Origin of the sequence: Streptomyces sp. NBC_01116 (genome assembly GCF_041435495.1) — a bacterium.
In the GTDB taxonomy this organism is placed as follows: Bacteria; Actinomycetota; Actinomycetes; order Streptomycetales; family Streptomycetaceae; genus Streptomyces.
Genome location: NZ_CP108644.1, coordinates 3,905,637 through 3,930,478 on the forward strand (window position 1 = coordinate 3,905,637; position 24,842 = coordinate 3,930,478).

Here is a 24,842-nt window from a genome sequence, read left to right on the forward strand (position 1 = left end):
TCGGGGGTCTGAGGGGCGCACGGGGCTCGGTCCGCGTTCTCCTCACCGTCTTCCTCCTGGACCTTGTTCCGAAGATCGTCCTGTCGGAGGCTGAAGCATGCAGAATCAACCGACGTTCGTCCTTGTCCACGGGGCCTTCGCGAATTCGTTCTCGTTCGCGCCACTCCAGGCCGAACTCGCCCTGCTCGGGCACCGCTCGGTCGCGGTCGACCTTCCGGGGCACGGGTTCGAGGCGACATCACCGGCGTCCTACCAGGCTCCCCAGGATCTCGTCGCCCTCGCCACGGAGCCGGGCGGCATCAAGGGAGTCACCCTCGCGGACAACGCCGCCCGCGTGATCGACGTCCTCGAACGGGCCAAGCGGAACGGGCCCACCGTCCTCGTCGCCCACAGCAGGGGCGGCATCACGACCACCGCCGTCGCCAACGCCCGGCCCGACCTGATCGACCGGATCGTCTACGTCTCCGCCTGGTGCCCCGTCGACCTGGACGTGGGCGGCTACTACACCCAGCCGGAGATGGCCGACGTCGACGCGGAGGCCCTCGCCTCCGTGGTCGTCGGGAATCCGGCCGAACTCGGGCTGCTGCGCTTCAACTTCCGCACGGCCGACCCGTCTGCGCTCACCCTGCTCAAGCAGTCCTTCGCCGCCGACCTCACCGACGACGAGTTCCGGATCTTCCTCAGCACCTTCCAGTGCGACGAGAACCTCGACGCCGGTACGGACGCCGACCGGGCACAGGCCACGACCTGGGGCCGGATACCCCGGACCTACGTCCGGCTGGCCGCCGACGCCAGCGTTCCGCCGGCCGTGCAGGACCGCATGATCCGCGAGGCCGACGCGCTCACACCCGACAACACCTTCGACGTCCGGACGCTCGACGGAAGCCATCTGCACTGGCTCGTCCATCCGAAGCCCGCCGCCGAGCTGCTCGCCGGGCTCGCGGCGCTCTGACCGTCCGGCGGGCGGTCCGCCGTTCCCGGCGGGTCCCCGCCACCTCGGCCCCTCGCCCCTCCTCCCCGGAGGGGAACTCCGCTCATACATAAGCGTGTTGGGCCCCCCACTGGGCCCGTGGACCCCTGACCGGGCGGCCTCCCGCCTCTATCGTCTATGCGGGTAGATCCTCGTATCCGCTGAACCCGCTCATCCGGACGTCCCAGGTGCTCCACCCGTCCCACACGTGCTCGACCGATCCCCTGTTTTCGACCGATCCCCTGTGCTCGACCGCTTCGAGGGAGACATGATGTGCCGATCCTGTGCGACCCGCGCCGCGTCGGCGGAAACACCGGCGGACCGGGGGAGTCCGGACCACGGTCCGTCCCGTCGGGGCCTGTTGGCGGGCCTGGGCCTGGGCGTCCTCGGCCTGAACCTGACGGCCGGGGTCTCCACGGCGGCAGCGTCGACAGCGACCGCGAGCGCTACGGCGACCGCGACCGCGAAGAACGGGGCGTGGGCCAATCCTGCCCTGGGCCGGTTCCCGGCCGGGGGCCACTACGGCGCGCCCCGGGGCGGCGCGTCCCACGCCGGCCAGGACGTCAGCAACTCCACGGGCACCGCCGTGCACGCGGCGGCCGGGGGCACGGTCGTCCGCCGGTCGTGGGGAGGTGGGCTGCCGGGCCGGACCGGTAACGCCCTGGTGATCGCGCACGGCGACAACCGGTACACGTACTACGGGCATCTCAGCGCCTACCGGGTTGGGCTCGACGCCGAGGTCTCGGCCGGGCAGCGCATCGCCGACATGGGGGCCACCGGCAACGTGACCGGGCCCCACCTGCACTTCGAGACCCACTCGGGACGCCTCGGCACCACGGTGAACCCGGTCGCCTTCCTGGCCGCCCGGGGCGTGGACCTGTCCGGCGGCTGGTCGCGGATCGACCCGGGCGCGAGCGGCGCCACCGTCGTGGTGATCCAGCACCTGATGAACCAGCGCGGCCACGGGCTGGCCGCCGACGGGAGTTACGGCTCCGTGTCCGTCGAGGCGGTCGAACGGTTCCAGCGCTCCAAGGGGCTGGCGGCGGACGGCCAGGTCGGACCGGCCACCTGGCCCGTGCTCGTGTACACGCTGCGGCAGGGCGCGGGCGGGTCCCACGTCCGGGCCCTGCAGAGCGCGCTGAACAAACGCGGCGCCCGACTGGCGGTCGACGGCGGATTCGGTTCCGTCACCTCCAGCGCCGTACGCGCCTACCAGAGCGTCAACCGCCTGGTGGCCGACGGCGAGGCGGGCCCGGTGACCTGGCGGGCGCTGACCGGCTGACCGCCGCCGAGTGTGGGACGCACGGTGACGCGTGAGGTCTCGCGGGGCGCCCGGAAGGGCGGCAGTGGTCGGCCATGAACGGTCCGGCGGCCGGTTATGGTCGACCACGTTCCCCCGCACCCGGCGCACCACGCCGCAAGCCACCGTAGGAGAACCGGACAGACATGTGCACGCGAACCGCGGCCGGCGGCCACGGCACCCCGGCGACACCTCCTGCGTCCTCTTCGGTCCCTGCCGATGGCGTCGCGCGCGTCGTCCGCTCCGACCTCTCCGACCGCGCCGACCGCGCCTTCGACGCCGTGCTCTGCGATCTCGACAACGTCGTCCGCTTCTACGACACCGCCCCGCTCGCCGCCCTGGAGCGGGCCGCCGGACTGCCGGAGGGCACCACGACGGACATCGCCTACGCGCCCGAGGTCGATCTCCCGCTGCTCCTGGGCCGGATCACCCCCGACGCCTGGGTGGAGGCCATCGTCGCCGGGCTCTCGGAGCGGCGGGTGGGCGGGGACCGGGCCCGCGCACTGGCCCGCGCACTCGCGGACGCGCCGTTCCGGGCCGATGAGGAAGCGGTGTCGCTGCTGCGCCGGGCCAGGGCCCACGTCCCGGTGGTGCTCGTCACCAACGCGACTCTCCAACTGGACGCGGACCTGGCCCTGTTGGGCCTGTCCGACCTGGCCGACGCGGTCGTGAGCAGCGCGGTGGAGCAGGTGGCCAAGCCCGACCCGGCCATCTACCGCATCGCGGCCGCACGGGCGGGTGTGCCACCGGCCCGGTGCCTGTTCGTGGACGACCGGCAGGAGAACGTCGACGCGGCGACCGCCCTCGGCATGACCGGCGTCCTCTTCCGCGACCCGGACGATCTGCGACGGGCGTTGGGGTCGTGTGCGGAGGGGGCGGCTGAGGAGGCGGCGGCGAGCGCCGGGGCGCGGACAACCGCCGCCCGGCCGCGTTGAGCGAGGGCCCGGGTCCGGAAGTGCTGTCCGGCGGACTGGCCAACGCCGGAGCCGTCCTCCGCCACGGCGACACCGTCGAACGTCCCGCACCCCCGCACACCGCCGTCCTGCACACCCACCTCCGGGCGCTCCGGAAGCAGGGGTTCGACGGTGTGCCCGTACCTCTGGGAGCCTCCGCCTCCGGGCTCCGCGAGCGGCTCTCGTACGTTCAGTCCGGCTCCAGCCCCGCCCGCAACTGGACGAACGCCTGCTCGGCCGCCCGTACCGCGGACGCGTGGACCCGGTCCGCGCTCTCGCCCGCGTCGATCCGCCGCCAGTTCTCCAGGGCCAGGATGCGCAGGACGGCGACGATCTGCCCGGCCGCGAGCCGTTCGGGCAGCCCGCCGCCCAGGGCACGGGCGAGCGCCGCCTCGGAGCGGCCCTGGTAGGCGTACATGCGGGCGACCAGGGAGGGCGTTCCGTACAACAGACGGTGGAACTCCAGCACTTCGGGTACGTCGCAGAGTCCGGTCACCGGGTCGCGCCGGTCGAGGCCGTCGAGGAGGTGGCGGCGCAGGGCGTCCAGCGGGCCCTCGTCGGAGGGCCGTTCGGCGACCACCCGGGCGGACTCGTCCTCGTGGTCGGCGAACCGGTGCAGCACCAGGTCCTCCTTGGCGGGGAAGTACCGGAACAACGTCGGCTTGGAGATGCCCGCCGCGGCCGCCACCTCCGCCACGGACACCTTGTCGAAGCCGCGTTCCAGGAACATCGCGATGGCCGCGTCGGAGGCCGCCTGATACGTCAGCCGCTTCTTGCGCTCCCGCAGACCGACCGGTGCCGGGTGACGCTCCGGCGCCCGGCCCGAGGCCCGCGCTTCGGCCCCGCTCCCGCGCTCGCCCCCGGCTTTCTCTCCGTTCATGACCATGAAGCGTACGCCCCTGACCTCAACCGGACTTGACACCGCCCGGGGAGGGATCCGGGAGGGACCTGGAGGAGGGGCCGGAGGAGGAGCCGGGGGCGTCGGCCGCCCGGCGGATCAGCGCCTCCACCCCGTCCAGCAGCACGCCCATGCCGAAGGTGAACTCGTAGTCCGCCTCGTCCGGCGCGCTCATCACCCCGGTCTCCAGCTGCCGGGCGATCCCGGGGTGGCGTTCGGGGTCGACGAGCCGCTTGAGGGTGCGTTCGTGGGAGGCCGCCAGCTCCTCGGGGGTGATCCCGCGCGCGACGGCGGCGGCCTTCAGGTCGCTCGTCATCAGCGCCTCGCTGCGCACGAAGTTGGAGATCAGCAGGATCACCGAGGTCTTGTCGCCCTCGCCGAGACCGCTGCCCCCCAGCGCCTGGAGCCCCTGCTCCCACCACGCGACCGAGTTCGGGGTCGCGGGCGGGCCGCCGATGGGGATCCGGAGCGCCCAGAGGTGGCCGTGGTAGCGCTCGCGCTGCGCTGCCGCCCATTCGGTGAGCGCGGCCCGCCAGCCCGCACCGGTCTCCAGCGCGGCCAGGGGTTCCGGCGGGCCGACCGCCGCCTCCTGCATCAGGACGTACAGCTCGTCCTTGGCGGAGACGTAGCGGTAGAGGGACATCGTGGACGCGCCCAGCTCCTGGGCGACCCGGCCCATGGACACGGCCGCGAGGCCGTCGGCCGCCGCGACGCGCACCGCCGCGGCCACGATCCGCTCCAGGCTCAGGCCGGGCTTCGGGCCCTTGGCCGGGCGGTCCCGCAGCCCCCAGGCCGCCTCCAGGCTGGCCGGCAGGTCGCCGCCGCCCGAGCCGCTCTTCTCCGTCACCGCATCCCCTTCGCCCGGCATCCCGACCGCGCCGCCGTCACGCCGCGGCCTTGCCGCTGTCACGCCCCGCGCCCCCGTGCGCCTTGACCCCATCCTAGAGATGCGTAATGCTTACGCAGTAACGCGTATGGCATACGCAAAAGGAGATCCGAACATGACCGGCCCGACGAGAAGCACCGGCAACGGCGGCGGCGACGCCGACGGAGCCCACACCATCGAGGCGTACGGCCTCGTCAAGTCCTACGGAAAACCCGCCGTCCGGGTCCTCGACGGCATCGACCTCCGGGTCGGGCGCGGCACCGTCTTCGCCCTGCTCGGCCCGAACGGGGCCGGCAAGACCACCACCGTGCGGATCCTCGCGACGCTGACCGAGGCCGATTCCGGCACCGCCCGCGTCGCGGGGTACGACGTCGTCGCCGAGCGGAGCGCGGTGCGCGGGTCGATCAGCCTCACCGGCCAGTTCGCCGCCGTCGACGAGACCCAGACGGGTGAGGAGAACCTGCGGATGATGGCCCGGCTCACCGGGCTCTCCCGGGGCCACGCCCGGCGGCGGGCCGGGGAGCTGCTGGAGCGCTTCGACCTCACCGCGGCGGCCCGCCGCCCCGTCCGGACCTACTCCGGGGGCATGCGCCGCCGCCTCGACCTGGCCGCCGGGCTCGTCGGCTCACCGGAGCCCGGGGTGTTCTTCCTGGACGAGCCGACCACCGGCCTCGACCCGCGCAGCCGCCAGGAGCTCTGGGAGGTCGTCCGGGAGCTGGCCGCGAGCGGGGCGACCATCCTCCTCACCACCCAGTACCTGGAGGAGGCCGACCGCCTCGCCGGCCGGATCGCCCTGCTGAACCAGGGCCGGATCGCCGCCGAGGGCACCGCCGCCGACCTCAAGTCCCGCGTCGGCGGACACCGGCTCGACCTGGTCCTCACCAGCAGCGAGGCGTATCTCCGGCTGGCCGGGCGGGCGGTCCAGCACTCCCCCGAGACCCTCACCCTCGGCCTCGCCACCGACGGCTCGGCGGCCCAGGTGCGCGCCCTGCTCGACGAGATCGACCCCACGCGCCGCGAGATCGAACGCTTCAGCCTGCACAGCGCGACCCTCGACGACGTCTTCCTGGACCTGACCTCGAACGCGCCCACGACCCCGGAGGCATCCACCCATGTCTGACACCGCCGTTCGGCGCGGAAACCCGGCCCGGCACACCGACGGGGCCGTGCGGCGCCCGGACCCCGGCCGCGGGCCCGGCCGGCTCACCCACACCGCCGTCATGACCGCGCGCGCCCTGCGCATCAGCAGCCGCAACACCGACGCGCTGATCACGTCCCTGGCGCTGCCGATCATGCTGATGCTGATCTTCGTCTACTTCTTCGGCGGCGCCATCGACACCGGGACGGACTACGACTCGTACGTCATGTACGTCGTCCCGGGCGTCCTGCTCCTGTCCGCCGGGTTCGGCGCCGCGACCACCGCCACCGCCGTCAGCGAGGACATGAAGGGCGGCATCATCGACCGGTTCCGCTCCCTGGACGTGGGCGGTACGCCGGTGCTGGCCGGGCATGTGGCGGCCAGCACGGTCCGCAACCTCTGCGCCACGGCCCTGGTCTTCGGCGTCGCGCTGCTGATCGGATTCCGCCCCGCCGCCTCCTGGAGCGGCTGGCTCGTGGTGGGCGGCGTCCTGGTGGCCTACATCGTGGCCCTGTCCTGGATCTCGGCGGCGATCGGGATGCTGGCCCGCACCCCGGAGGCGGCGAGCGGCTTCACGTTCTTCATGTCGTTCCTGCCCTACCCGAGCAGCGCCTTCGTCCCGACCGAGAACATGCCCGACTGGCTGCACGGGTTCGCCGACCACCAGCCGATCACCCCGGCCATCGAGTCCCTGCGCGGACTGCTGCTCGGCCGGGACGTGGGCAGCACCCCCTGGATCGCGCTCGCCTGGGCTGCCGGGATGCTCGCCGTGGCGATCGGCGCCTCGGGGACGCTGTTCCGGATCCGGACACGCTGACCGCCGCCCCGGAACGCGGCCGAGGAAACCGCCGGGGGGCCGAGGGAGCCGGCGGCGGGCGGAGGAGCCCGCGGCGGGCGGGGCTCAGAACACGTCCGGGCACCACGGCCGCCGGCCCGTACGGAACACGGCGTCCGCCGTCGTCGCCGCACCCGCCCGCGACTCCTCGGCCCGGCCCAGGTCCACCAGCCTCCGTACGGACTCGTCGCCCAGGTACAGCGTCGCCAGCTCGGCCACGTCCAGGGCCAGATCGGCGCTCCGGGTGGTCGGGGCGCACCGGGCGCCGGACGTCGAGGCGTCCAGCAGGAAGCGGCCCCCGGCCGGCCCCGCCTCGTCCCGGACCTCCAGGACGAGCGACGCCTCGGTGCCGTAGGTCCGGGCCTCCAGGGCGCGCGGCACGTCCAGCAGCCGCAGCCACAGCCAGTCCGCGTTCGTGACCATCCGGGCCGCGCGCGGGTCGGGCAGCAGCAGCGGGAGCAGGTCGTCGGGGGCGCGGTAGCCCGAGCGGATCGTGGTGATCCAGTCGACCGAGCAGAGGTAGTGCCACAGGGCCCGCTCGGCCGCCGGGTTCAGCGCGATCATGTCCCGTACGGAGGCGGTGTTCAGCGGCTGCTTGCTGTCGCCCCACGTGTCGTCGACGCCGTACGTCATCAAGCCGTCGACCGTGCCGTCGCCGGCGCGGTGCACGACGTAGAAGGGTTCGGTCCACGTCTCGTGGGCCGAACTGGGCGCCGCCCCCGTGCGCTGCCGCCACCAGCGCTCGTCGCGGGTCACCACGCCGGGCTGCCGGGCCGCGAGCGCCGCGTGCACCTCGGGGCCGAGCTTGCGGACGTCCGCGCCGTCCACCATCTCGATCCGGCCGCCGCCCGCGGGCTGCCCCGAGCGGCGCGGGTCGAGACCCGCGCGGTGCACGGAGACCTCCCACACGGAGCTCCAGGCGGCGGGGCCGAAGCCGTACCGTCCGTAGATCGGGTACTCGGCGGCGATCAGCGAGGCGACCGTCTCGCCGCGCTCCTTGGCCGCCGCCAGGTCCGTCGCCATCATCCGGCTGAGCAGTCCGCGCCGACGGTGCGTGGGCGCCACCGTGACCCCGGTGATCGCGTCGGCCGCCACGGTGGCCCCGCCCACGACGGTCAGCTCCTGGGCGAACGAGCGGAACGTCGCCACGCAGCGCCCCGCGTCGAAGGCTCCCTGCGTGCGGGAGAGGTCGACATCGGCGAACCGGTCCGCCACGAGCTCCTCACTCGGTGTGCCCGCGGTGAGAAAACCGTTGCTCACCGCCCTCATCCAGTCGGCGGTCTCGGACGAGGTGACGGTGCGGACATCAAGGCTCATTCCCTCACGCTAAGCACGCGCCCCTCAGAATGTCGCGCGAATTTCCCCGACCTCCGCCGCCCCGCCCAGCAGCGGGGACCGCCCGATCCGGGCGACCACCGGGGCGTCCACGCCCAGCAGCTCCAGGGCGCGGGCCAGCACCGGGCCGAGCGCCCGGGCCGACCCGTCGTCGACCTTGAAGGCGAGGGCCCGCCCGTCGGCCAGCGCCACCGCCTGGACCGCTTCGGCGCCCATCTTGGAGAGCGTCCCCGGCACCTCGCGCATCAGCCAGGTGTCCGGACGCCGGGTGCCCGCGACGTACTCCGGGTGGGCGCGCATCGCGTCCGCGACCCGCCGCCCGGCGCTCCCGGGCTCCGCGAGCACGAACGACCGGAAGGCGCGGGCCAGGCCGGTCAGCCCGATGGCCATCAGCGGGGCCCCGCAGCCGTCCGTGCCGACCGCCGCGACCGGCTCGCCGGCGGCCTCGGCGACGAACTGCCCGATGAGCTGCTGGAGCGGATGGTCCGGGGCGAGGTAGGTCGCGGTGTCCCAGCCGTTGCGGACGCAGACGGCGAGCATGGCCGCGTGCTTGCCGGAGCAGTTCATCGTGATCCGCTCGCGTACGTGCCCGCTCGCGAGGTACGCCTCCGCCTCCACCGGGTCCAGTGGCAGGTCGGGCGGGGTCTGGAGGTCGGCCGGGCTCAGCCCGTGCTCGGCGAGCATCTTCCGCGCGAGGTCGATGTGGAAGGGCTCCCCGGAGTGGCTCGCGGCGGCCAGGGCCAGCCGTTCGCCCGAGAGGTCGAGTCCGGCCCGCAGGATCGCGGCGGCCTGCATCGGCTTGTTGGAGGACCGGGGGAAGACCGGCGCCGCCGGGTCCCCGATCGCCCGCTCCACGCTGCCGTCGGCGGCCAGCAGGACCAGCGATCCCCGGTGGTGCCCCTCCGTGAACCCGGAGCGCACGACCTCGGCCAGGACGGGCGGGGCGGGAGACGGGGCGGGAGGTGCTGCGGGCGGGGCGTCGGTGGACGTCATGGTGGCCTTCCGGGGACGGGCGTGCGGGACCCGCGCCCGGAAGGATCGCTTCAGGCGAGCAGGTCGTCTACTTGTGCTTCCCCGTCACGGTACCTGCGGGCGATCTCCGCGCTGGAATCGTCGGCCGTGCGCTGGAGCTCGTGACGGCGGCGGGAGACCTTCTGTTCGTAGCGGACGAGCCGCCCCATCGCCGTGTGCAGTTCCTCGTCCGTCCGGGCGTCCAGATCGGACAGCTCGACCTCGGCGAGGTTCTCGGCGGCGAGCTGCCGGAACTCGTCGCCGCGCGGCGTCGTCAGCGTGACGTGCCGGACGGAGGTGCGGTGCCGGGACGGGGTGTCGGTCAGGATCTCCGAGAGCCGGCTCACCACCGCCGCGTCCTCCACCGGGGCCTCCGGGTCCCGGCGGCGGGCCAGCTCGGCGCGCAGGATGTCGATCCGTCCCTGCACCAGCCGGCGTACGTAGCTGAGATCGGCCTCGTCGCGCTGGGCGTCCCGGCGCAGCGTCCGCAGCTCCGGCAGCCGCAGCTCTCCGAAGCCCGCGTCGCCGCCGGTCTGCTCGGGCACGGTGGCCACTGTCGCGGGCGTCGCGGGTGGCAGCGCGGGACCCTGCCCCGGCAGACTGCGCTGTACGGGTGACCGCAGGGTGCTGGTGCGGTGACGTGCGCCCGGTACGGCACCGGGAGATTGTCCGGCTCCATAGGTACTCATGCTGTTCCGTCCCCTCGACCGGTGCGTCGGCACACCGACATCGTGCATCGTGCCACTCCGGACGGTGCCGATGCAGGTGCTCTGTACCCGTTCAGCCCAAGATAGGTTGGTCTGTATGCGTGCAGTGGTACAGAGAGTGGACGGCGCGAGCGTCTCCGTCGCGGGTGCGACGGACGACCCCTCGGCTCCCGGGATCGTCGGGGAGATCGTCGGCGAGGGCCTGTGTGTGCTGGTCGGGGTCACCCATGACGACACCCCGGAGAAGGCGGCGCAGCTGGCCCGCAAGCTCTGGTCGGTGCGCGTCCTGGAGGGCGAGAAGTCCTGTTCGGATGTGAACGCGCCGCTCCTGGTGATTTCTCAGTTCACTCTCTACGGGGACGCCCGGAAGGGCCGCCGGCCCACCTGGAACGCCGCCGCGCCCGGCGAGGTGGCCGAACCGCTGGTGGACGAGGTCGTGGCGCGGCTGCGGGCCCTCGGGGCGCACGTGGAGACGGGCCGGTTCGGAGCGGACATGCGGGTCTCGCTCACGAACCACGGCCCGTTCACGGTGATCATCGAGGTGTAGCCGTACGCGGAGTGCCGAGGCGCAGCCGTACGCGGAGTGCCCGAGGGAGGGCCCTCAGGGCTCGACGACCGTCTCCTGGGCGGCCGCCGTGTCCCCGGCGAGCAGCTCCGCGTCGACGGCCACGTTCCGCTTGACCAGGGCCAGGGCGATCGGGCCCAGCTCGTGGTGGCGGGCCGAGGTGGTGATGAAGCCGAGCTGGCGGCCCTCCTGGCCGTCGGCCGCGAGCCGCACCGGCGTCCCGTGTCCGGGCAGGTGCACCTCGCTGCCGTCCAGGTGCAGGAAGACGAGCCGGCGCGGCGGCTTCCCCAGGTTGTGGACGCGGGCCACCGTCTCCTGGCCCCGGTAGCAGCCCTTCTGGAGGTGGACGGCGCCGCCGATCCAGCCCAGCTCGTGCGGGATGGTGCGGTGGTCGGTCTCGAAGCCGACGCGCGGCCGGTGACCCTCCACGCGCAGCGCCTCGTACGCCAGGATCCCGGCGGCGGGGCCGTGGGCGGCGGCGTACGCCTCCAGGTCGGCACGGGGCAGGAACAGGTCCCGGCCCTGCGGGGTCTCCCGTACGGCCGCCCCGTCCGGCGTCTCGGCGATGGAGCCGGCCGGGAGGTGGACGACGGCGATGTCGGCGGTGCGGTCGGCGACCTCGACCCGGTAGAAGAACTTCATCGACTCCAGGTAGGCGATCAGGTCGCCCTGGGTATCCGGCTCGACGTGCATCCACACCGTGGCGCCGTCGTCCACCAGATACATCGCGTGTTCGATGTGCCCGTTGGCGGACAGGATGAGCGCCTCGGTGGCCTGGTGCGGGGCGAGGTCGCTGACGTGCTGGGTGAGCAGCAGGTGCAGCCAGCTCAGCCGGTCGTCGCCGGTGACGGTGACGACGCCCCGGTGGGAGAGGTCGACGAAGCCGTTGCCGTCGGCCAGCGCGCGTTGCTCGCGGAACAGGTCGCCGTAGTGAGCGGCGACACCTTCGTCGCGGCCTTCGGCGGGAACGGCACCGGGCAGGGACAGCAAGGGGCTCTTCATGCGCCCAGCCTACGACTTGGCGGACGCGTCCTTCGCTGGCGTGTTCGCACCCGCGCCGGCGGTCCCGCCCCCGGCCCGGCCGACGGCCCCGTCCGTCGCCGCTTTCGCCGCCGCGCAGTCCGCGCAGCGGCCGAAGATCGCGAAGTGCTTCATGTCCGTCTCGAAGCCGAAATCGGCGCGCAGCTTCTCGGTGAAGTCGGCGACGACGGAGAGATCCGCCTCGATGACGTCCGAGCAGTCCCGGCAGACGAGGTGGATGTGGTGGTGCCGGTCGGCCAGGTGGTACGTCGGGGCGCCGTGCCCCAGATGGGCGTGGCTGACCAGACCGAGCTCCTCCAGGAGCTCCAGGGTCCGGTACACCGTGGAGATGTTCACGCCGGACGCGGTCCTGCGCACCTCGCACAGGATGTCGTCCGGCGTCGCGTGCTCCAGGGCGTCGACCGCCTCCAGGACGAGCTGACGTTGGGGCGTCAGCCGGTAGCCGCGCTGCCGAAGATCGGTCTTCCAGTCGGTGCTCACCACACGCCCAGTGTAGGGCGGGGCGAGCACCGGGAAGCAGCCCCCGGATCCGGCCGGGGTGGCTGCCGGGGTTCCCGCGGGAGGAACCCCTACTTGAAGAAGGCGATGCCGTCGTCCGGCATGTCTTCGAGGTTCCGCGCCATCTCGGCGACCTCCTCGGGGGTGACGACCTTCTTCAGGTGCGCCGACATGTACGGACGCAGCTCGACCTCGGGGGTGGCCTTCTCGCCGACCCACATGAGGTCGCTCTTGACGTACCCGTAGAGCCGCTTGCCGCCGCTGTACGGGCCGGAGGCCGCCGTACGGGCGACCGCGTCGGTGACCAGGTCGATCTGCGGCTTCTGGTCGGCCAACTCGCCGTACCAGATCTCGATGACGCCCTGGTCGCGGGCCATGACGACCTCGACCTTGCGGTCCTTGTCGATGCGCCAGTAGCCGGTCTCGGTCTCCAGCGGCCGGACCTGCTTGCCCTCGTCGTCCAGGACCCAGGTGTGGGAGACGTACTCCAGGAAGTCGCGGCCGTCGTGGCTGAAGGTCACTTCCTGGCCGAAGTTGCACTTCTCGGCGCCGGGGAAGTCGGACACGCCCGCGCCCGCCCAGTTGCCGAGGAGGAAGGCCAGCGGGACGAGGTCCGGGTGGAGGTCGGACGGAATCTCGATCATGAGCGGCTCAGACGATCTGTGAGGGTGCGAGGGGTGGGCGGGGAGCCGTGGGAACGGCGGAGGTCAGCGCTGGCCCTGGTACAGCTTCTTCACGGTGATCGCGGCGAAGGCGGTGACGCCCACGCAGACCAGGACCAGCAGGGCGGTGAAGAATGCCTCAAGCACAGGGGGCTCCTCGTGACGAGCGGGTGGCGGCGGTGACAGGGCCGGTCCCCAGCCTAATGGGTGGGGGCCCGGCCTTCTCGTCCAGGTGAGCCGGGAGGAGCCGCGAGGCGCAGGGGAGGAGCGGGGGCGAGCCGGGAGAGCGGGAGGAGCGGGGACGAGCCGGGAGGCCGCGTCCCGGCCGATTACAGTTCGGGACATGCCGAAGAAGCTTGTGATCAAGGTGACCGCCGGGCCCGAGGCCGCCGAGCGCTGCTCCCAGGCCTTCACCGTGGCGGCCGTGGGCGTCGCCAGCGGTGTGGAGGTCTCGCTCTGGCTGACCGGCGAGTCCTCGTGGTTCGCCCTGCCCGGCCGGGCCGCCGAGTTCGAACTGCCGCACGCCGCCCCGCTGCCCGACCTGCTGGACTCGATCCTGGCGGGCGGCCGGATCACCCTGTGCACCCAGTGCGCGGCCCGGCGCGGCATCGGCGAGAAGGACGTGCTGGAGGGCGTACGGATCGCGGGCGCACAGGTCTTCGTGCAGGAGGCCATGGCGGACGGTGCCCAGGCGCTCGTCTACTGACCGCTCAGCGGCGCTTCCTGCCGTCGAGCTCGTCCCACCACTCGTCGGACGTCGGATCGCCCGAGGGGTCGTCCCACCAGCGGTCCTCCGGGCCCCGCCGGTTGGCGACCACGGCGGCGACGGGCGGGATCACCATGGCGACCACGCACATGCCGATGGCGACCGGCATGGACCACAGGCGCACCACGGCCCAGGCGGACACGAAGAGCGCGATGCATCCGCCCATCATGAGGAAGTACTTCCGCCTGCGTCGGGCGTACATGCTTCCAGCGTAGGACTCCCCGGCCCCTCCGCCCACCCGGCGGAGGCTCCGGACGGCACGGAGGGCCGCACCCCGCGTCAGGTGGCGTCCAACCCCCTGGGGTGCGGCCCTCCGGCCGTTCTGCGTGCCGTACGGAACGGCGTGCCGCCGGATCGTCGCGGATCAGACGGCGATGGCGACCTCGGACAGCCCGCCGGTCTGCGCGACGACCGTGCGGTCGGCGCTGCCGCCCGGAACCAGGGCGCGGAGCGTCCAGGTGCCCTCGGCGGCGTAGAACCGGAACTGTCCGGTCGCCGAGGTCGGGACCTCGGCGGTGAACTCGCCGGTCGAGTCCAGCAGGCGCACGTAGCCGGTGACGGGCTCGCCGTCGCGGGTCACGCTGCCCTGGATGGTGGTCTCACCGGGCTTGATCGTCGAAGCGTCGGGGCCACCGGCCTGTGCTCCACACATGGTTCTGTCCTTCTGGTCGGGTCGTGCGGGTCGGTCGGGTCGTGCGGTCGTCCGGACTACTTGGCGGGGCCGAGCTCGATCGGCACACCGACGAGGGAGCCGTACTCGGTCCAGGAACCGTCGTAGTTCTTGACGTTCTCCTGGCCGAGCAGCTCGTGGAGCACGAACCAGGTGAGCGCGGAGCGCTCACCGATGCGGCAGTAGGCGATGGTGTCCTTCGCCAGGTCGACCTGCTCGTCCTCGTAGAGGGCCTTGAGCTCGTCGTCCGACTTGAACGTGCCGTCGTCGTTGGCGTTCTTCGACCACGGGATGTTGCGGGCGCTCGGCACGTGGCCGGGGCGCTGCGACTGCTCCTGCGGGAGGTGGGCCGGGGCGAGCAGCTTGCCGCTGAACTCGTCGGGCGAGCGCACGTCGACCAGGTTCTGGTTGCCGATGGCCTTGACGACGTCGTCGCGGTAGGCGCGGATCGACTCGTCCTGCGGCTTGGCCGTGTACTGCGTGGCCGGGCGCGTCGGGACGGCGTCGGTCAGGTCGCGGGAGTCGAGCTCCCACTTCTTGCGGCCGCCGTCGAGGAGCTTGACGTTCTCGTGGCCGTACAGCTTGAAGTACCAGTAGGCGTAGGAGGCGAACCAGTTGTTGTTGCCGCCGTAGAGGACGACCAGCGTGTCGTTGCCGATGCCCTTCTCGCTGAGCAGCTTCTCGAAGCCGGCCTGGTCGACGAAGTCCCGGCGGACCGGGTCCTGGAGGTCCTTGGTCCAGTCGATCCGGATCGCGTTCTTGATGTGGTTCTTCTCGTACGCCGAGGTGTCCTCGTCCACCTCGACGATGGCGACCTGCGGGTCGTCGATGTGGGCCTCGACCCAGTCGGCGTCTACCAGGACGTCGCTGCGGCTCATGTTGTTCTCCTCCGGGGCAGTCTGCGGCGGGGTGGTGCGAGATGCGGAGTCGCTGTGCGGGTGTACGCGCGGAGGCACGGAACGCGGCGCGTACGGGGCACGGGGCCGGCCCTGACGACGGTCGAAGGGCCGGGGAGAAACGGGACGGTGCGAACGCCCCGCTCAGAAGGTGCGACAGAGCATGGCGGCGACGCGGCACAGGTCTACTGCCCGCCGCTTCGTGAGATCCGCCTGTCGCTTCATGGGTCCGATCGTAGGGAGGTACGGACGGAGATGTCACCGTCGTGTCGCATGATGAGACACGATCATCCGCGATGTGAGACGGGTGGGGGGTTAACCGGCCTCGGATCCCGCGCGCCACTCCCCCGGACCTTCCCCGCATCTGCGGACCGGACGCGAGCGTCTCACTATCCGGATCGGTCGCATCGAACGCACCGGTCGGCGCGGAAGAAGGCGTAGGGGCGGGGTGGTGGGGATTGAGGCGTAAGGAAGGGTACGGGGGCGTATGGGGGGCGGTCAGCCGGTCAGGGAGACGTCCGAGCCGGCCACCGATATCTCCAGGCCCTTCTCGGTCACCTTGACCTCGCGGAGCTCCAGGCCCCGCGGAAGCCCGTCGATGTCGCCCTCGAAGTCGGTCTTCTTGCGGACCAGCTCCTCGACGCCGGGAATCCCCTCACCCGGCACCTCGTCCGCACGCACCTTGATCGTCCGGCCGTCGACGCGGGTCACGGTGGACAGCACGCTGCGCGAGATCGGCCGGCCGAGGATCTCGACCGTGCCGGTGACCTTCGCCTTGCCCTTGCCGCCGTACTCCACGACGACGCCGTCGCTGGCCGCCGCCGTCAGGTCCTCGTAGCTGACGAGCGCGGTGCCGGTGGCGCGGGCGGCGGTGGCGCTCCGGTAGCCGGAGCCGAGCTTCACGTCGTGCAGTTCGGCCCGGACCTCGCTGACCCGTATCGAACGCCCGGCGGCGCTGGCCTCCATGCCGGTGAGGTCGACGTCGACCCGGTCGAGCCGCGAGCCGGCGAGCTGGGTGAGGAAGGGGAAGCCCTTGATCGAGATCTCCGTCGTGGCGGGCCCGCCCCCGCTGATCGTGACCCGGTCCTCGGCCTCGGACTCGGCGAACCAGACGGCCGCGCGGTCGACGGCGAGGAAGAGACCGCCGAGCACCACCACCAGGACCAGCAGTATTCGCAGCGCGCGCATGTGTCGTTCCCCCACCCTGAGCCGATCGGTCCCCCTGGCGCCCGTGAGCCTACTGCCGCAGGACGGGGACGCCCTGGATGACCGACGACCGGCGGCCCCCCATCGGTTCCCGAGGGGCCGTCGGCGGCGGGCCGGCAGCGGTGGCCGGCGGTGGCCCGGGACGGTCAGAGGACGGCGCGGCCGACCAGGTAGACGGCCGGGGCCGCCGCGGCCAGCGGCAGCGCCACCCCGGCGGTCATGTGCACGAACCGGGACGGGTAGTCGTAGCTCGCCACCCGCAGCCCGATGAGCGCGCACCCGGCCGCCGCGAGGCCGATCAGCACGCCCTTCGAGCCGATGTCGACCGCGTTGCCGGCGACGAGACCCGCGCCGGCACCCGCGAGCAGGGCCACCGCGAGGGAGACCGCGCCGGGCAGCGGAAGGGCCCGGACGAGTGTGGCCGCCGCGACGGCCACCCCGCCGACCACCACCGCGTCCGGGACCGCCGCGAGGTGTCCGCCCGCGAGCACCGCGAGGGACGCCGAGACGACCGTGGCCATCAGGCCGTACATCCGCTCGTCGGCCCCCGCGTGGCTGCGGAGCTGGAGGACCACGGTGAGCAGCACCCAGACGCCCAGGGTGCCCAGCAGCGCGGCGGGGCCGTGCTCCCGGCCCGCCGCGAGCAGGACGACGTCGGCGACCAGGCCCCCGGCGAAGGCGAGCGCGATGCCCTGGCGGGCGGGCCACATGCCGTTGAGCCGGAACCATCCGGCGGCCGTCACCGCCTGGAGGAGCACCACCGGGACGAGCAGGGCGTACGGCCCGATCGCCGCGCCCCCCGCGAGCAGCAGACCGAGCACGGCGGTGAGCGCCGCGGGCTGCATCCCCGGCGCGATGATCGGCGAACGGCCTTCCGCGCGGGCCCGCTGCGCGTCGGTGATCCGGGCGTTGCCCAGCGTCGTCGGCGCGCTGTAGCCCGTGTCGCCGGCCTCCGGCCGCGCGGTCACGGGCTCGGGGGCGGGCACGGGTGCGGCGGGGGCCGAGGGAGCGGCGGGCGTGGCCGGCGCGGCCGGAACCTCGGGCGGCAGCGGGAAGGAGCCCGAGGCCCCCTGAGGCGGCAGATAGGCGGTGTCGGCCGCGGAGGGCCGGTACGGCTGCTGGTGGTGCGGCTGGTGGTGCTGGTGCTGCGGCTGCTGGTGCTGCGGCTGCTGCCCCTGGTACTGCTGCTGCGGTTCCTGGTAATGCCGCTGGTGCTGGTTCTGCTGCTGCGGCTCCTGGTACTGCTGCTGGTACGGAGGGTGCGGCTCCGGTGCCCCGTACGGGCCGGGCTGCTGCGAGCCGTACGGATCCGGCTGCGGCGCCCCGTACGGCGGCTGCCCGTACCCCTGCGCCTGCGCCTGCGCCCGGTGCTGTTCGCCGTCCGGGCGGATCGTCGGCTGGTACTGCGTGTCCCAGGTCGGCGCCTGCCACGTCTGCGTCGCGCCCTGGTCGAAGGCGGCCGGGTCCTGGGGCGCGGCGGACTGCCCGGCCGTCCCGTCGGGCCAGTGCGGTGACGCCGGCTGCTGCTGCCGCTCGGGGTCGTACGGATACGGGTACTGCTGATCGCTGCTGCTCATGGCCTGCGGTTCACCCTCCTGCGAACGGCGGGAGCACCTCGACCGTGCCGCCCTCGGCAAGGCGTACGGTCTCATGCCCACGGGTCCCGACGGGGTTCCCGTCGATGAGGAACGAGCACCGCCGGAGCACCTGGCCCAGTTCGCCCGGGTGCCTCTCGCGCGCGGCGTCGAGCGCCTCGGCGAGGGTCTCCGCCGCGTACGGTTCCTCCGCGGTGCCCGCCGCGGCCTTGGCCGCGGCCCAGTAGCGGATCGTCCCCGCTGCCATGGCGCCACTCCTTCGGGTCGGTTCGTCGGACGCCTCGTGCGTCAGCTCTCCATGATGGGTCACGCGCGCGGCGCGGCCGTCGCCCAGTCGGCGATACGGGCCAGCAGGGCGTCGTCCGCCGCGTTCTCGGCGTGGCCCATCCCCCGCTCCAGCCACAGCTCCGCGCCGCCCGGACCGGCGGCCTCCGCCAGCATCCTCGGGTGGTCCAGCGGGAAGTACGGGTCCCGGTCGCCGTGCACGAGCAGCAGCGGGGCCGGGGCGATGAGCGGGACCGCGGCGACCGGGGAGAGCGGGACGGGGTCCCAGTCCCCGGTCGCGATGCGGGTACGGAACCCGTAGCGCCCGACGAGGCGGCCCGAGGGGCGGGTGACCACCCAGTGCAGCCGGCGCATCGGGGCCGTCCCCCGGTAGTACCAGCGAGCGGGAGCGCTGACGGAGACCACCGCGTCCGTGTGCGCCCCCGAACCGCCCGTGCGCCCCGCGCGCTCCGGTACACGAACGGCGGTATGCACCGCCCCGGATTCCGCCGCGTACAGGGCGCCGTGCCGGAGCACCACCGAGCCGCCCATCGAGAACCCGACCGTCACCACCCGGGAGTGCCCCAGCTCCCGCGCCCAGGCCACCGCCGCGGCCAGGTCCAGCACCTCGCGGTCGCCCACCGTGGAGCGCCCGCCGGACCGTCCGTGACCCCGGAACGAGAACGTGATCACGGCCGCACGCCGGGCGAAGACCCGTGCGGCGCGCCGCACGGCGGGGCGGTCGGCCGAGCCGGTGAAACCGTGCGCGACGACGATCACGGGGGTCGCCGCGGGCCCCTCGCCCGCTTCGCCGCCCGGCGTCCCGGCACCTGTCGTACACGGTTCGTACACCGCCTCGACCGGTACGCCGTCATCCGTCAGCAACGTGGCACATCGTGGGGGGCGCGTGAGCAAGGGAACAGAGGAACTCGGGAATCGACCCTCGGACGCGGAACTCATGTGGGCTATTCTGCTGCGAAGAGGATCCGGGCAATGCAGCCCCCGGGTCCTTTTGTGCTTTACCGGCGTTGTTACGACAACGTTTCGACAAGCTCAGCGGTCCCAGGGCGCGGGACCGCACCGTGAAACCCGCATGACGTACGAAGCAGTGCCGCATACTCCCCCGGGTCCGACCCGGGAGTGCCCCTCTCGCAGGGAACGAGGAGGACCGACGTAATGGGCGAGCGAACCGTGCAACACGATCGACCGAACCAGGCAGGTGGCCGGCGATGAGTTCACTGCTGCTTCTGACGAACGCACTCCAGCCGTCGACGGAGGTGCTCCCCGCCCTCGGGCTTCTGCTCCACAGCGTGCGGGTGGCCCCCGCCGAGGGCCCGGCCCTCGTGGACACCCCGGGCGCCGACGTGATCCTCGTCGACGGGCGGCGCGACCTTCCGCAGGTCCGCTCGCTCTGTCAGCTGCTGCGGTCCACGGGGCTGGGCTGTCCGCTGATCCTCGTCGTCACCGAGGGCGGTCTCGCGGCCGTCACCGCCGACTGGGGCATCGACGACGTGCTGCTGGACACGGCGGGACCGGCCGAGGTCGAGGCCCGGCTGCGGCTGGCCATGGGCCGCCGGCAGATCACCTCCGACGACTCCCCGATGGAGATCCGCAACGGTGATCTCTCCGTCGACGAGGCGACGTACAGCGCGAAGCTCAAGGGGCGGGTCCTGGACCTGACCTTCAAGGAATTCGAACTGCTGAAGTACCTCGCCCAGCACCCGGGCCGGGTCTTCACCCGCGCCCAGCTCCTCCAGGAGGTCTGGGGCTACGACTACTTCGGCGGTACGCGGACGGTCGACGTCCACGTGCGGCGGCTGCGCGCCAAGCTCGGCCCCGAGCACGAGTCGCTGATCGGCACCGTGCGCAACGTCGGCTACCGCTTCGTCACGCCGGAGAAGGTCGAGCGCGCGGCGGAGGAGGCGAAGGACCGGGCCGCCGCCCAGCGGCAGCACCAGTCGAGGGAAACCGGAGCCCACACCCGTTCGGAGCAGTCCCCGGCCGCCGGGGTGACGGAAGAAGCCCCGGTAGAGGCTGCCAAGAGGTAGGTCCATCCGCGTAGACTGCGGCGCGTGGCCAAGGTGACGCGGGACGATGTGGCGAGACTGGCGGGGACGTCGACCGCGGTCGTCAGCTACGTCATCAACAACGGACCCCGGCCGGTCGCCCCGGCCACGCGCGAGCGGGTGCTCGCCGCGATCAAGCAGTTGGGCTACCGGCCCGACCGGGTCGCCCAGGCCATGGCCTCGCGCCGCACGGACCTCATAGGAATGATCGTCCCGGACGCCCGGCAGCCGTTCTTCGCGGAGATGGCGCACGCGGTCGAACAGGCCGCCGCCGAGCGCGGGAAAATGGTGCTCGTCGGCAATTCCGACTACCGCGACGAGCGCGAGGTCCACTATCTGCGGGCCTTCCTCGGTATGCGCGTCTCCGGGCTGATCCTGGTCAGCCAGGGTCCCAGCGAGCGCGCCGCCGCCGAGATCGAGGCCTGGGACGCCCGGGTCGTCCTGCTGCACGAGCGCCCCGAGGCGATCGACGACGTCGCCGTCGTCACCGACGACGTGGGCGGCGCCCAGCTCGCCACCCGGCATCTGCTGGAGCACGGCAACGCGTACGTGGCCTGCCTCGGCGGCACGGAGGAGACCCCGTCGGTCGGCGACCCGGTCGCCGACCACGTCGAGGGCTGGCGGCGGGCGATGCACGAGTCGGGCCGCTCCACGGAGGGCCGGCTCTTCCAGGCCCCGTACAACCGCTACGACGCCTATCAGGTGGCCCTCGGGCTGCTGGCGGGCCCGGACCGGCCCCCGGCGATCTTCTGCGCCACGGACGACCAGGCCTTCGGCGTGCTGCGGGCCGCCCGTGAGCTGCGCATCGACGTGCCGGGCGAGCTGGCGGTGGCGGGCTTCGACGACGTGAAGGAGGCCGGCCTCACCGATCCGCCGCTGACCACGGTCCACTCCGACCGGCCGGCGATGGCGCGGGCGGCGGTGGACCTGGTGCTGGACGACTCGCTGCGGGTCTCGGGGTCGCGGCGCGAGCGGCTGAAGCAGTTCCCCTCCGCGCTGGTGGTCCGTCGCTCGTGCGGCTGCGGGGAGCCTCCCGCGTCCGCCTGACCGCCCACGCCCCGGGCCTTCGGGCCTTCGGGCCTTCGTCGGGCCTTCGGACCTTTGGGCCTTTACAGCGGGCATACGCGGTTCTTCCGGGCTTCTCAGGACGTACTCAGGCCGTTCTCATGTTCGCTGACCAGCCTGGTGGACATGACGGAGAACCTTCGCCCGAGCGGCGCGCACTCGACGGACCAGGACCCGACCGCGTACCCGTACGCCCCCTCCTACGGCACGGCGCAGACCGGTGCGGCGCAGACCGGTGCGGCGCAGACCGGTGCGGCGCAGACCGGTGCGGCGCAGACCGGTGCGGCCGGCGGCTACCCGCCGCCGCCCGCGTACGCCCCCACCACCAGGCGCAGGGCCAAGCGGCCCATCGCGCTGCTGGCGGCGGTGGCGCTCGCCGCGGGTGTGGTCGGCGGCGGCACCGCCACCCTCGTCGGCCGGCTGAACGGCGGTGACCCCGCCGCCACCGGCTCCGGCGGCGCGGTCAACGGCACCACCGTCTCGCAGAGCAGCAAGGGCACCGTCTCGGGCGTCGCGGAGGCGGTCTCGCCCGCGATCGTGGAGATCGGCGCGGCCTCGTCGGCGGGCAATTCCACCGGGTCGGGCGTGGTGATCACCGAGGACGGCGAGATCGTCACCAACAACCACGTCATCTCGGGCGCGCAGCAGATCCAGGTCACGCTCTCCACCGGCAGGACCTATACGGCCGACGTCGTGGGCACCGACCCCGACAAGGACCTCGCGCTCATCAAGCTCCGGGGCGCGAGCGGTCTGAAGACGGCCACGCTCGGCGACTCCTCGCAGGTCAAGGTCGGTGACCAGGTCGTGGCGATCGGCTCGCCCGAGGGCCTGACCGGCACCGTCACCAGCGGCATCGTCTCCGCGCTCGACCGGGACGTCACCGTCGCCAAGGACGACTCCGGCGGCTCGGGCCAGGGCCAGGGCCGCCAGGGTGGCGGCCAGCAGTGGCCGTTCGAGTTCGGGGGGCAGCAGTTCAACGGCGACACGGGCGAGGAGACCACCACGTACAAGGCGCTCCAGACCGACGCGTCGCTCAACCCCGGCAACTCCGGTGGCGCGCTGATCAACATGGACGGCGAGATCATCGGCATCAACTCCGCGATGTACGCGCCGAGTTCCTCGGCAGGGGGCAGCGGTTCGACGGCGGGCAGCGTGGGCCTCGGCTTCGCGATCCCGGTGGACACCCTCAAGGCCGACCTGGACACCCTGCGCGCGGGTGACGGTTCCTGATCCCGCACGAGCACCCGCAGCACCCGCAGCACCCCGCGGCGCCCCGCCCGTGCAAGGCTGAGCATGCCCCCGTCGGCCGGAACGAGAAGAGGACCAGCAGCGATGAGCCCCGCCGAAGACGATCCCCAGCGCATCCTGATCGTCGACGACGAGCCGGCCGTGCGCGAGGCGCTCCAGCGCAGCCTCGCCTTCGAGGGATACGGGACCCAGGTCGCGGTCGACGGGTACGACGCCCTGGCGGTGGCCGAGGCCTACGCCCCCGACCTCATCGTCCTGGACATCCAGATGCCCCGGATGGACGGCCTCACCGCCGCCCGCCGCATCCGGGCCACCGGCTCGACCACGCCCATCCTCATGCTCACCGCCCGCGACACCGTCGGCGACCGGGTCACCGGCCTCGACGCCGGGGCGGACGACTACCTGGTCAAGCCGTTCGAGCTGGACGAGCTGTTCGCCCGCATCCGGGCCCTGCTGCGCCGCAGCTCCTACGCCTCCGCGGCCGGCACGGACGCCCCCGACGACGACGTCCTCTCCTTCGCCGACCTGCGGATGGACCTGGCCACCCGTGAGGTCACCCGGGGCGGCCGGCGGGTCGAGCTGACCCGCACCGAGTTCACGCTGCTGGAGATGTTCCTGTCGCACCCGCGCCAGGTGCTGACCCGGGAGCAGATCCTCAAGGCCGTCTGGGGCTTCGACTTCGAGCCGAGCTCCAACTCCCTGGACGTGTACGTGATGTATCTGCGCCGCAAGACGGAGGCGGGCGGCGAACCGCGCCTCGTCCACACCGTGCGCGGGGTGGGCTACGCGCTGCGCACGGGTGGGAGCGGGGAGGCGTGAGCACGGCACGGCCCCCCGCGGGCGCGGCCGGGCCCACCGCGAACCGGTTCGTGCGCCGCTTCCGCGCGCTGCCGCTGCGCTCCCGGCTCGCGATGCTGGTCGCGACGGCGGTGGCGGTGGCGGTCGCCGCGGTGGCCGCCGCCTGCTGGCTGACCACCCGGGACCGGCTGACCGAGCAGCTCGACACGACGCTGTCCCAGGTGCGGCCGGACGGGGACGCGATCGGGCTGCTGGCCACGTCCTGCACGAGGGGGCTGGCCGGGGACTTCCAGATCGTGGGCCCGTACACGATCCAGCTGGTGCCGGCCGTGGGCGAGAAGCCGTGCACGGTGCCCGGCAAGTCCGCCATCCCGATCGAGCCGGCCGACCGGGCCGTCGCCGCCGGGCTGCGCGACGACGCCACGCACACCGCGACGGCCGAGGACGGCACGCGGATGCGGGTCTACACCTCGCCCGCGGGACAGGGCCGGCCCGGCGTCGCCGTCTCCGTCGCCGTCTCCATGAAGCAGGTCACCGACCCGCTCAACCAGCTCGCCTGGGTGCTGCTCGTCGTCTCCGGCATCGGCGTCCTCGGCGCGGGCGCGGCCGGGCTGTGGATCGCGCGGGCCGGGCTCCGGCCGGTCGACGAGCTGGCCGAGACCGTCGAGCACGTGGCGCGCACCGAGGACCTGAACGTGCGCATCCCGGTGGCGGGCGAGGACGAGATCGCCCGGCTGTCCAGCTCGTTCAACTCGATGACGGCCCAGCTCGCCTCCTCCCGCGACCGCCAGGCCCAGCTGATCGCGGACGCGGGCCACGAGCTGCGCACCCCGCTGACCTCGCTCCGGACGAACGTGGAGCTGCTGGCCCGCAGCGACGAGACGGGCCGGATGATCCCGCCGGAGGACCGCAAGGCGCTGATGGCCTCGGTGAAGGCCCAGATGACGGAGCTGGCCGCGCTGATCGGCGACCTCCAGGAACTGGCCCGCCCCGACGCGGCCGAGCCCGGCCCGCTCCAGGTGGTGGCCCTGCACGAGATCACCCGCACCGCCCTGCGCCGCGCCCGGCTGCGCGGCCCGGAGCTGACGGTCACCGAGGACCTGGCCCCCTGGTACGTACGGGCGGAACCGGCCGCCCTGGAGCGGGCGATCGTCAACGTCCTGGACAACGCGGTGAAGTTCAGCCCGCCGCGCGGCACGATCGACGTGCGGCTGCACCGGGGCGAGCTGACGGTCCGGGACCGGGGCCCCGGCATCCCCGCCGAGGATCTCCCGCACGTCTTCGAACGCTTCTGGCGCTCCCCGACCGCCCGCCAGCTCCCCGGCTCGGGCCTGGGCCTGTCCATCGTGGCCCGTACGGTGCACCAGGCGGGCGGCACGATCGCCCTGCGCCCGGCCCCGGACGGCCCCGGCACCGTGGCGGCGCTCACGCTGCCGGGGGCGCCGACGCCGCCGCCGGGGATGTGATTC

At 73.1% G+C, this 24,842-nt stretch carries 28 protein-coding genes; 12 read left to right on the forward strand and 16 right to left on the reverse strand.

Annotated elements, in window-relative coordinates; all coding sequences use genetic code 11:
• Positions 1 to 97: 97 nt before the first annotated feature.
• The 3 genes from OG245_RS16990 to OG245_RS17000 all read left to right on the forward strand — a co-directional run bounded on the left by OG245_RS16990 (position 98) and on the right by OG245_RS17000 (position 3,205).
• Positions 98 to 952 carry an alpha/beta hydrolase gene (locus tag OG245_RS16990; RefSeq protein ID WP_371624368.1) on the forward strand — a complete coding sequence of 285 codons (855 nt, stop codon included), beginning with the start codon at positions 98 to 100 and terminating at the stop codon, positions 950 to 952.
• A 289-nt stretch (positions 953 to 1,241) separates the two neighbouring features.
• Positions 1,242 to 2,252: a peptidoglycan-binding protein gene (locus tag OG245_RS16995; protein ID WP_371624369.1), complete on the forward strand. Its 1,011-nt coding sequence runs from the start codon at positions 1,242 to 1,244 to the stop codon at positions 2,250 to 2,252.
• A gap of 299 nt (positions 2,253 to 2,551) precedes the next feature.
• The gene (locus OG245_RS17000; protein ID WP_371627906.1) at positions 2,552 to 3,205 is read left to right on the forward strand and encodes an HAD-IA family hydrolase; all 654 of its coding nucleotides are present in this window, start codon (positions 2,552 to 2,554) and stop codon (positions 3,203 to 3,205) included.
• A gap of 208 nt (positions 3,206 to 3,413) precedes the next feature.
• Here the strand turns inward: OG245_RS17000 and OG245_RS17005 are convergent, their stop codons facing one another.
• The gene (locus OG245_RS17005; RefSeq protein ID WP_371624370.1) at positions 3,414 to 4,109 is read right to left on the reverse strand and encodes a TetR family transcriptional regulator; all 696 of its coding nucleotides are present in this window, start codon (positions 4,107 to 4,109) and stop codon (positions 3,414 to 3,416) included.
• A 19-nt stretch (positions 4,110 to 4,128) separates the two neighbouring features.
• Positions 4,129 to 4,968: a TetR/AcrR family transcriptional regulator gene (locus tag OG245_RS17010; RefSeq protein ID WP_371624371.1), complete on the reverse strand. Its 840-nt coding sequence runs from the start codon at positions 4,966 to 4,968 to the stop codon at positions 4,129 to 4,131.
• 154 nt (positions 4,969 to 5,122) lie between these two features.
• Here OG245_RS17010 and OG245_RS17015 point away from each other — a divergent pair, with 154 nt between their 5' ends.
• Both OG245_RS17015 and OG245_RS17020 read left to right on the forward strand, forming a co-directional pair.
• Positions 5,123 to 6,127 carry an ATP-binding cassette domain-containing protein gene (locus OG245_RS17015; protein WP_371624372.1) on the forward strand — a complete coding sequence of 335 codons (1,005 nt, stop codon included), beginning with the start codon at positions 5,123 to 5,125 and terminating at the stop codon, positions 6,125 to 6,127.
• Positions 6,120 to 6,962, forward strand: coding sequence for an ABC transporter permease (locus OG245_RS17020; protein ID WP_371624373.1), 843 nt, complete (start codon positions 6,120 to 6,122; stop codon positions 6,960 to 6,962). The genes OG245_RS17015 and OG245_RS17020 overlap by 8 nt, the downstream gene beginning before the upstream one ends.
• An 84-nt stretch (positions 6,963 to 7,046) precedes the next feature.
• Here the strand turns inward: OG245_RS17020 and OG245_RS17025 are convergent, their stop codons facing one another.
• The 3 genes from OG245_RS17025 to OG245_RS17035 are packed head-to-tail and all read right to left on the reverse strand — an operon-like array spanning position 7,047 to position 10,015.
• Positions 7,047 to 8,297 (reverse strand): GNAT family N-acetyltransferase, encoded by a 1,251-nt coding sequence (locus tag OG245_RS17025; RefSeq protein WP_371624374.1) that lies wholly within the window; start codon positions 8,295 to 8,297, stop codon positions 7,047 to 7,049.
• Positions 8,298 to 8,321: 24 nt separating this feature from the next.
• Positions 8,322 to 9,308, reverse strand: a complete 987-nt coding sequence (locus tag OG245_RS17030; RefSeq protein WP_371624375.1) for an asparaginase — start codon at positions 9,306 to 9,308, stop codon at positions 8,322 to 8,324.
• 50 nt (positions 9,309 to 9,358) lie between these two features.
• Positions 9,359 to 10,015 carry an ABC transporter substrate-binding protein gene (locus OG245_RS17035; RefSeq protein ID WP_371624376.1) on the reverse strand — a complete coding sequence of 219 codons (657 nt, stop codon included), beginning with the start codon at positions 10,013 to 10,015 and terminating at the stop codon, positions 9,359 to 9,361.
• Between the two features lie 115 nt (positions 10,016 to 10,130).
• Between OG245_RS17035 and dtd the strand changes: the two genes are divergently transcribed.
• A complete protein-coding gene (dtd, locus tag OG245_RS17040; RefSeq protein WP_371624377.1) occupies positions 10,131 to 10,580 on the forward strand; it encodes a D-aminoacyl-tRNA deacylase in 450 nt (149 codons plus the stop codon).
• Positions 10,581 to 10,634: 54 nt separating this feature from the next.
• Here dtd and OG245_RS17045 read toward each other — a convergent pair whose 3' ends face one another.
• The 3 genes from OG245_RS17045 to OG245_RS17055 form a co-directional block, all read right to left on the reverse strand.
• The gene (locus tag OG245_RS17045) at positions 10,635 to 11,600 is read right to left on the reverse strand and encodes a folate-binding protein YgfZ (protein ID WP_371624378.1); all 966 of its coding nucleotides are present in this window, start codon (positions 11,598 to 11,600) and stop codon (positions 10,635 to 10,637) included.
• Between the two features lie 9 nt (positions 11,601 to 11,609).
• Positions 11,610 to 12,122 (reverse strand): Fur family transcriptional regulator, encoded by a 513-nt coding sequence (locus OG245_RS17050; RefSeq protein ID WP_371624379.1) that lies wholly within the window; start codon positions 12,120 to 12,122, stop codon positions 11,610 to 11,612.
• 86 nt (positions 12,123 to 12,208) lie between these two features.
• Positions 12,209 to 12,781: an FABP family protein gene (locus tag OG245_RS17055; protein WP_047177390.1), complete on the reverse strand. Its 573-nt coding sequence runs from the start codon at positions 12,779 to 12,781 to the stop codon at positions 12,209 to 12,211.
• A 361-nt stretch (positions 12,782 to 13,142) separates the two neighbouring features.
• Here OG245_RS17055 and OG245_RS17060 point away from each other — a divergent pair, with 361 nt between their 5' ends.
• Entirely contained in the window at positions 13,143 to 13,505 is a 363-nt protein-coding gene (locus tag OG245_RS17060) for a DsrE family protein (protein ID WP_371624380.1), read from the forward strand.
• 4 nt (positions 13,506 to 13,509) lie between these two features.
• On the opposite strand, the gene OG245_RS17065 is transcribed toward OG245_RS17060, so the two are convergent.
• The 8 genes from OG245_RS17065 to OG245_RS17100 form a co-directional block, all read right to left on the reverse strand.
• Positions 13,510 to 13,767, reverse strand: coding sequence for a DUF3099 domain-containing protein (locus OG245_RS17065; protein WP_371624381.1), 258 nt, complete (start codon positions 13,765 to 13,767; stop codon positions 13,510 to 13,512).
• Between the two features lie 162 nt (positions 13,768 to 13,929).
• The gene (locus OG245_RS17070) at positions 13,930 to 14,217 is read right to left on the reverse strand and encodes a DUF1416 domain-containing protein (RefSeq protein WP_003968135.1); all 288 of its coding nucleotides are present in this window, start codon (positions 14,215 to 14,217) and stop codon (positions 13,930 to 13,932) included.
• A 56-nt stretch (positions 14,218 to 14,273) separates the two neighbouring features.
• Complete coding sequence (locus tag OG245_RS17075; RefSeq protein ID WP_371624382.1) at positions 14,274 to 15,113, reverse strand: sulfurtransferase; 840 nt, start codon at positions 15,111 to 15,113, stop codon at positions 14,274 to 14,276.
• Positions 15,114 to 15,275: 162 nt separating this feature from the next.
• Positions 15,276 to 15,356 (reverse strand): putative leader peptide, encoded by an 81-nt coding sequence (locus tag OG245_RS17080; protein ID WP_350310325.1) that lies wholly within the window; start codon positions 15,354 to 15,356, stop codon positions 15,276 to 15,278.
• A gap of 273 nt (positions 15,357 to 15,629) precedes the next feature.
• The gene (locus tag OG245_RS17085; protein WP_371624383.1) at positions 15,630 to 16,319 is read right to left on the reverse strand and encodes a DUF2993 domain-containing protein; all 690 of its coding nucleotides are present in this window, start codon (positions 16,317 to 16,319) and stop codon (positions 15,630 to 15,632) included.
• A 164-nt stretch (positions 16,320 to 16,483) separates the two neighbouring features.
• A complete protein-coding gene (locus OG245_RS17090) occupies positions 16,484 to 17,914 on the reverse strand; it encodes a hypothetical protein (protein WP_371624384.1) in 1,431 nt (476 codons plus the stop codon).
• Between the two features lie 10 nt (positions 17,915 to 17,924).
• Positions 17,925 to 18,179, reverse strand: coding sequence for a MoaD/ThiS family protein (locus OG245_RS17095; protein ID WP_371624385.1), 255 nt, complete (start codon positions 18,177 to 18,179; stop codon positions 17,925 to 17,927).
• A gap of 59 nt (positions 18,180 to 18,238) precedes the next feature.
• Complete coding sequence (locus OG245_RS17100) at positions 18,239 to 19,081, reverse strand: alpha/beta hydrolase (protein WP_371624386.1); 843 nt, start codon at positions 19,079 to 19,081, stop codon at positions 18,239 to 18,241.
• Positions 19,082 to 19,425: 344 nt separating this feature from the next.
• Between OG245_RS17100 and OG245_RS17105 the strand changes: the two genes are divergently transcribed.
• The 5 genes from OG245_RS17105 to OG245_RS17125 all read left to right on the forward strand — a co-directional run bounded on the left by OG245_RS17105 (position 19,426) and on the right by OG245_RS17125 (position 24,839).
• Entirely contained in the window at positions 19,426 to 20,244 is an 819-nt protein-coding gene (locus OG245_RS17105; RefSeq protein ID WP_371624387.1) for a winged helix-turn-helix domain-containing protein, read from the forward strand.
• A gap of 24 nt (positions 20,245 to 20,268) precedes the next feature.
• A complete protein-coding gene (locus OG245_RS17110) occupies positions 20,269 to 21,309 on the forward strand; it encodes a LacI family DNA-binding transcriptional regulator (RefSeq protein WP_371624388.1) in 1,041 nt (346 codons plus the stop codon).
• Between the two features lie 144 nt (positions 21,310 to 21,453).
• Positions 21,454 to 22,557 carry a S1C family serine protease gene (locus tag OG245_RS17115; RefSeq protein WP_371624389.1) on the forward strand — a complete coding sequence of 368 codons (1,104 nt, stop codon included), beginning with the start codon at positions 21,454 to 21,456 and terminating at the stop codon, positions 22,555 to 22,557.
• A 102-nt stretch (positions 22,558 to 22,659) separates the two neighbouring features.
• Entirely contained in the window at positions 22,660 to 23,394 is a 735-nt protein-coding gene (locus OG245_RS17120) for a response regulator transcription factor (RefSeq protein WP_371624390.1), read from the forward strand.
• The gene (locus OG245_RS17125) at positions 23,391 to 24,839 is read left to right on the forward strand and encodes an ATP-binding protein (protein ID WP_371624391.1); all 1,449 of its coding nucleotides are present in this window, start codon (positions 23,391 to 23,393) and stop codon (positions 24,837 to 24,839) included. The genes OG245_RS17120 and OG245_RS17125 overlap by 4 nt, the downstream gene beginning before the upstream one ends.
• Positions 24,840 to 24,842: the final 3 nt, after the last annotated feature.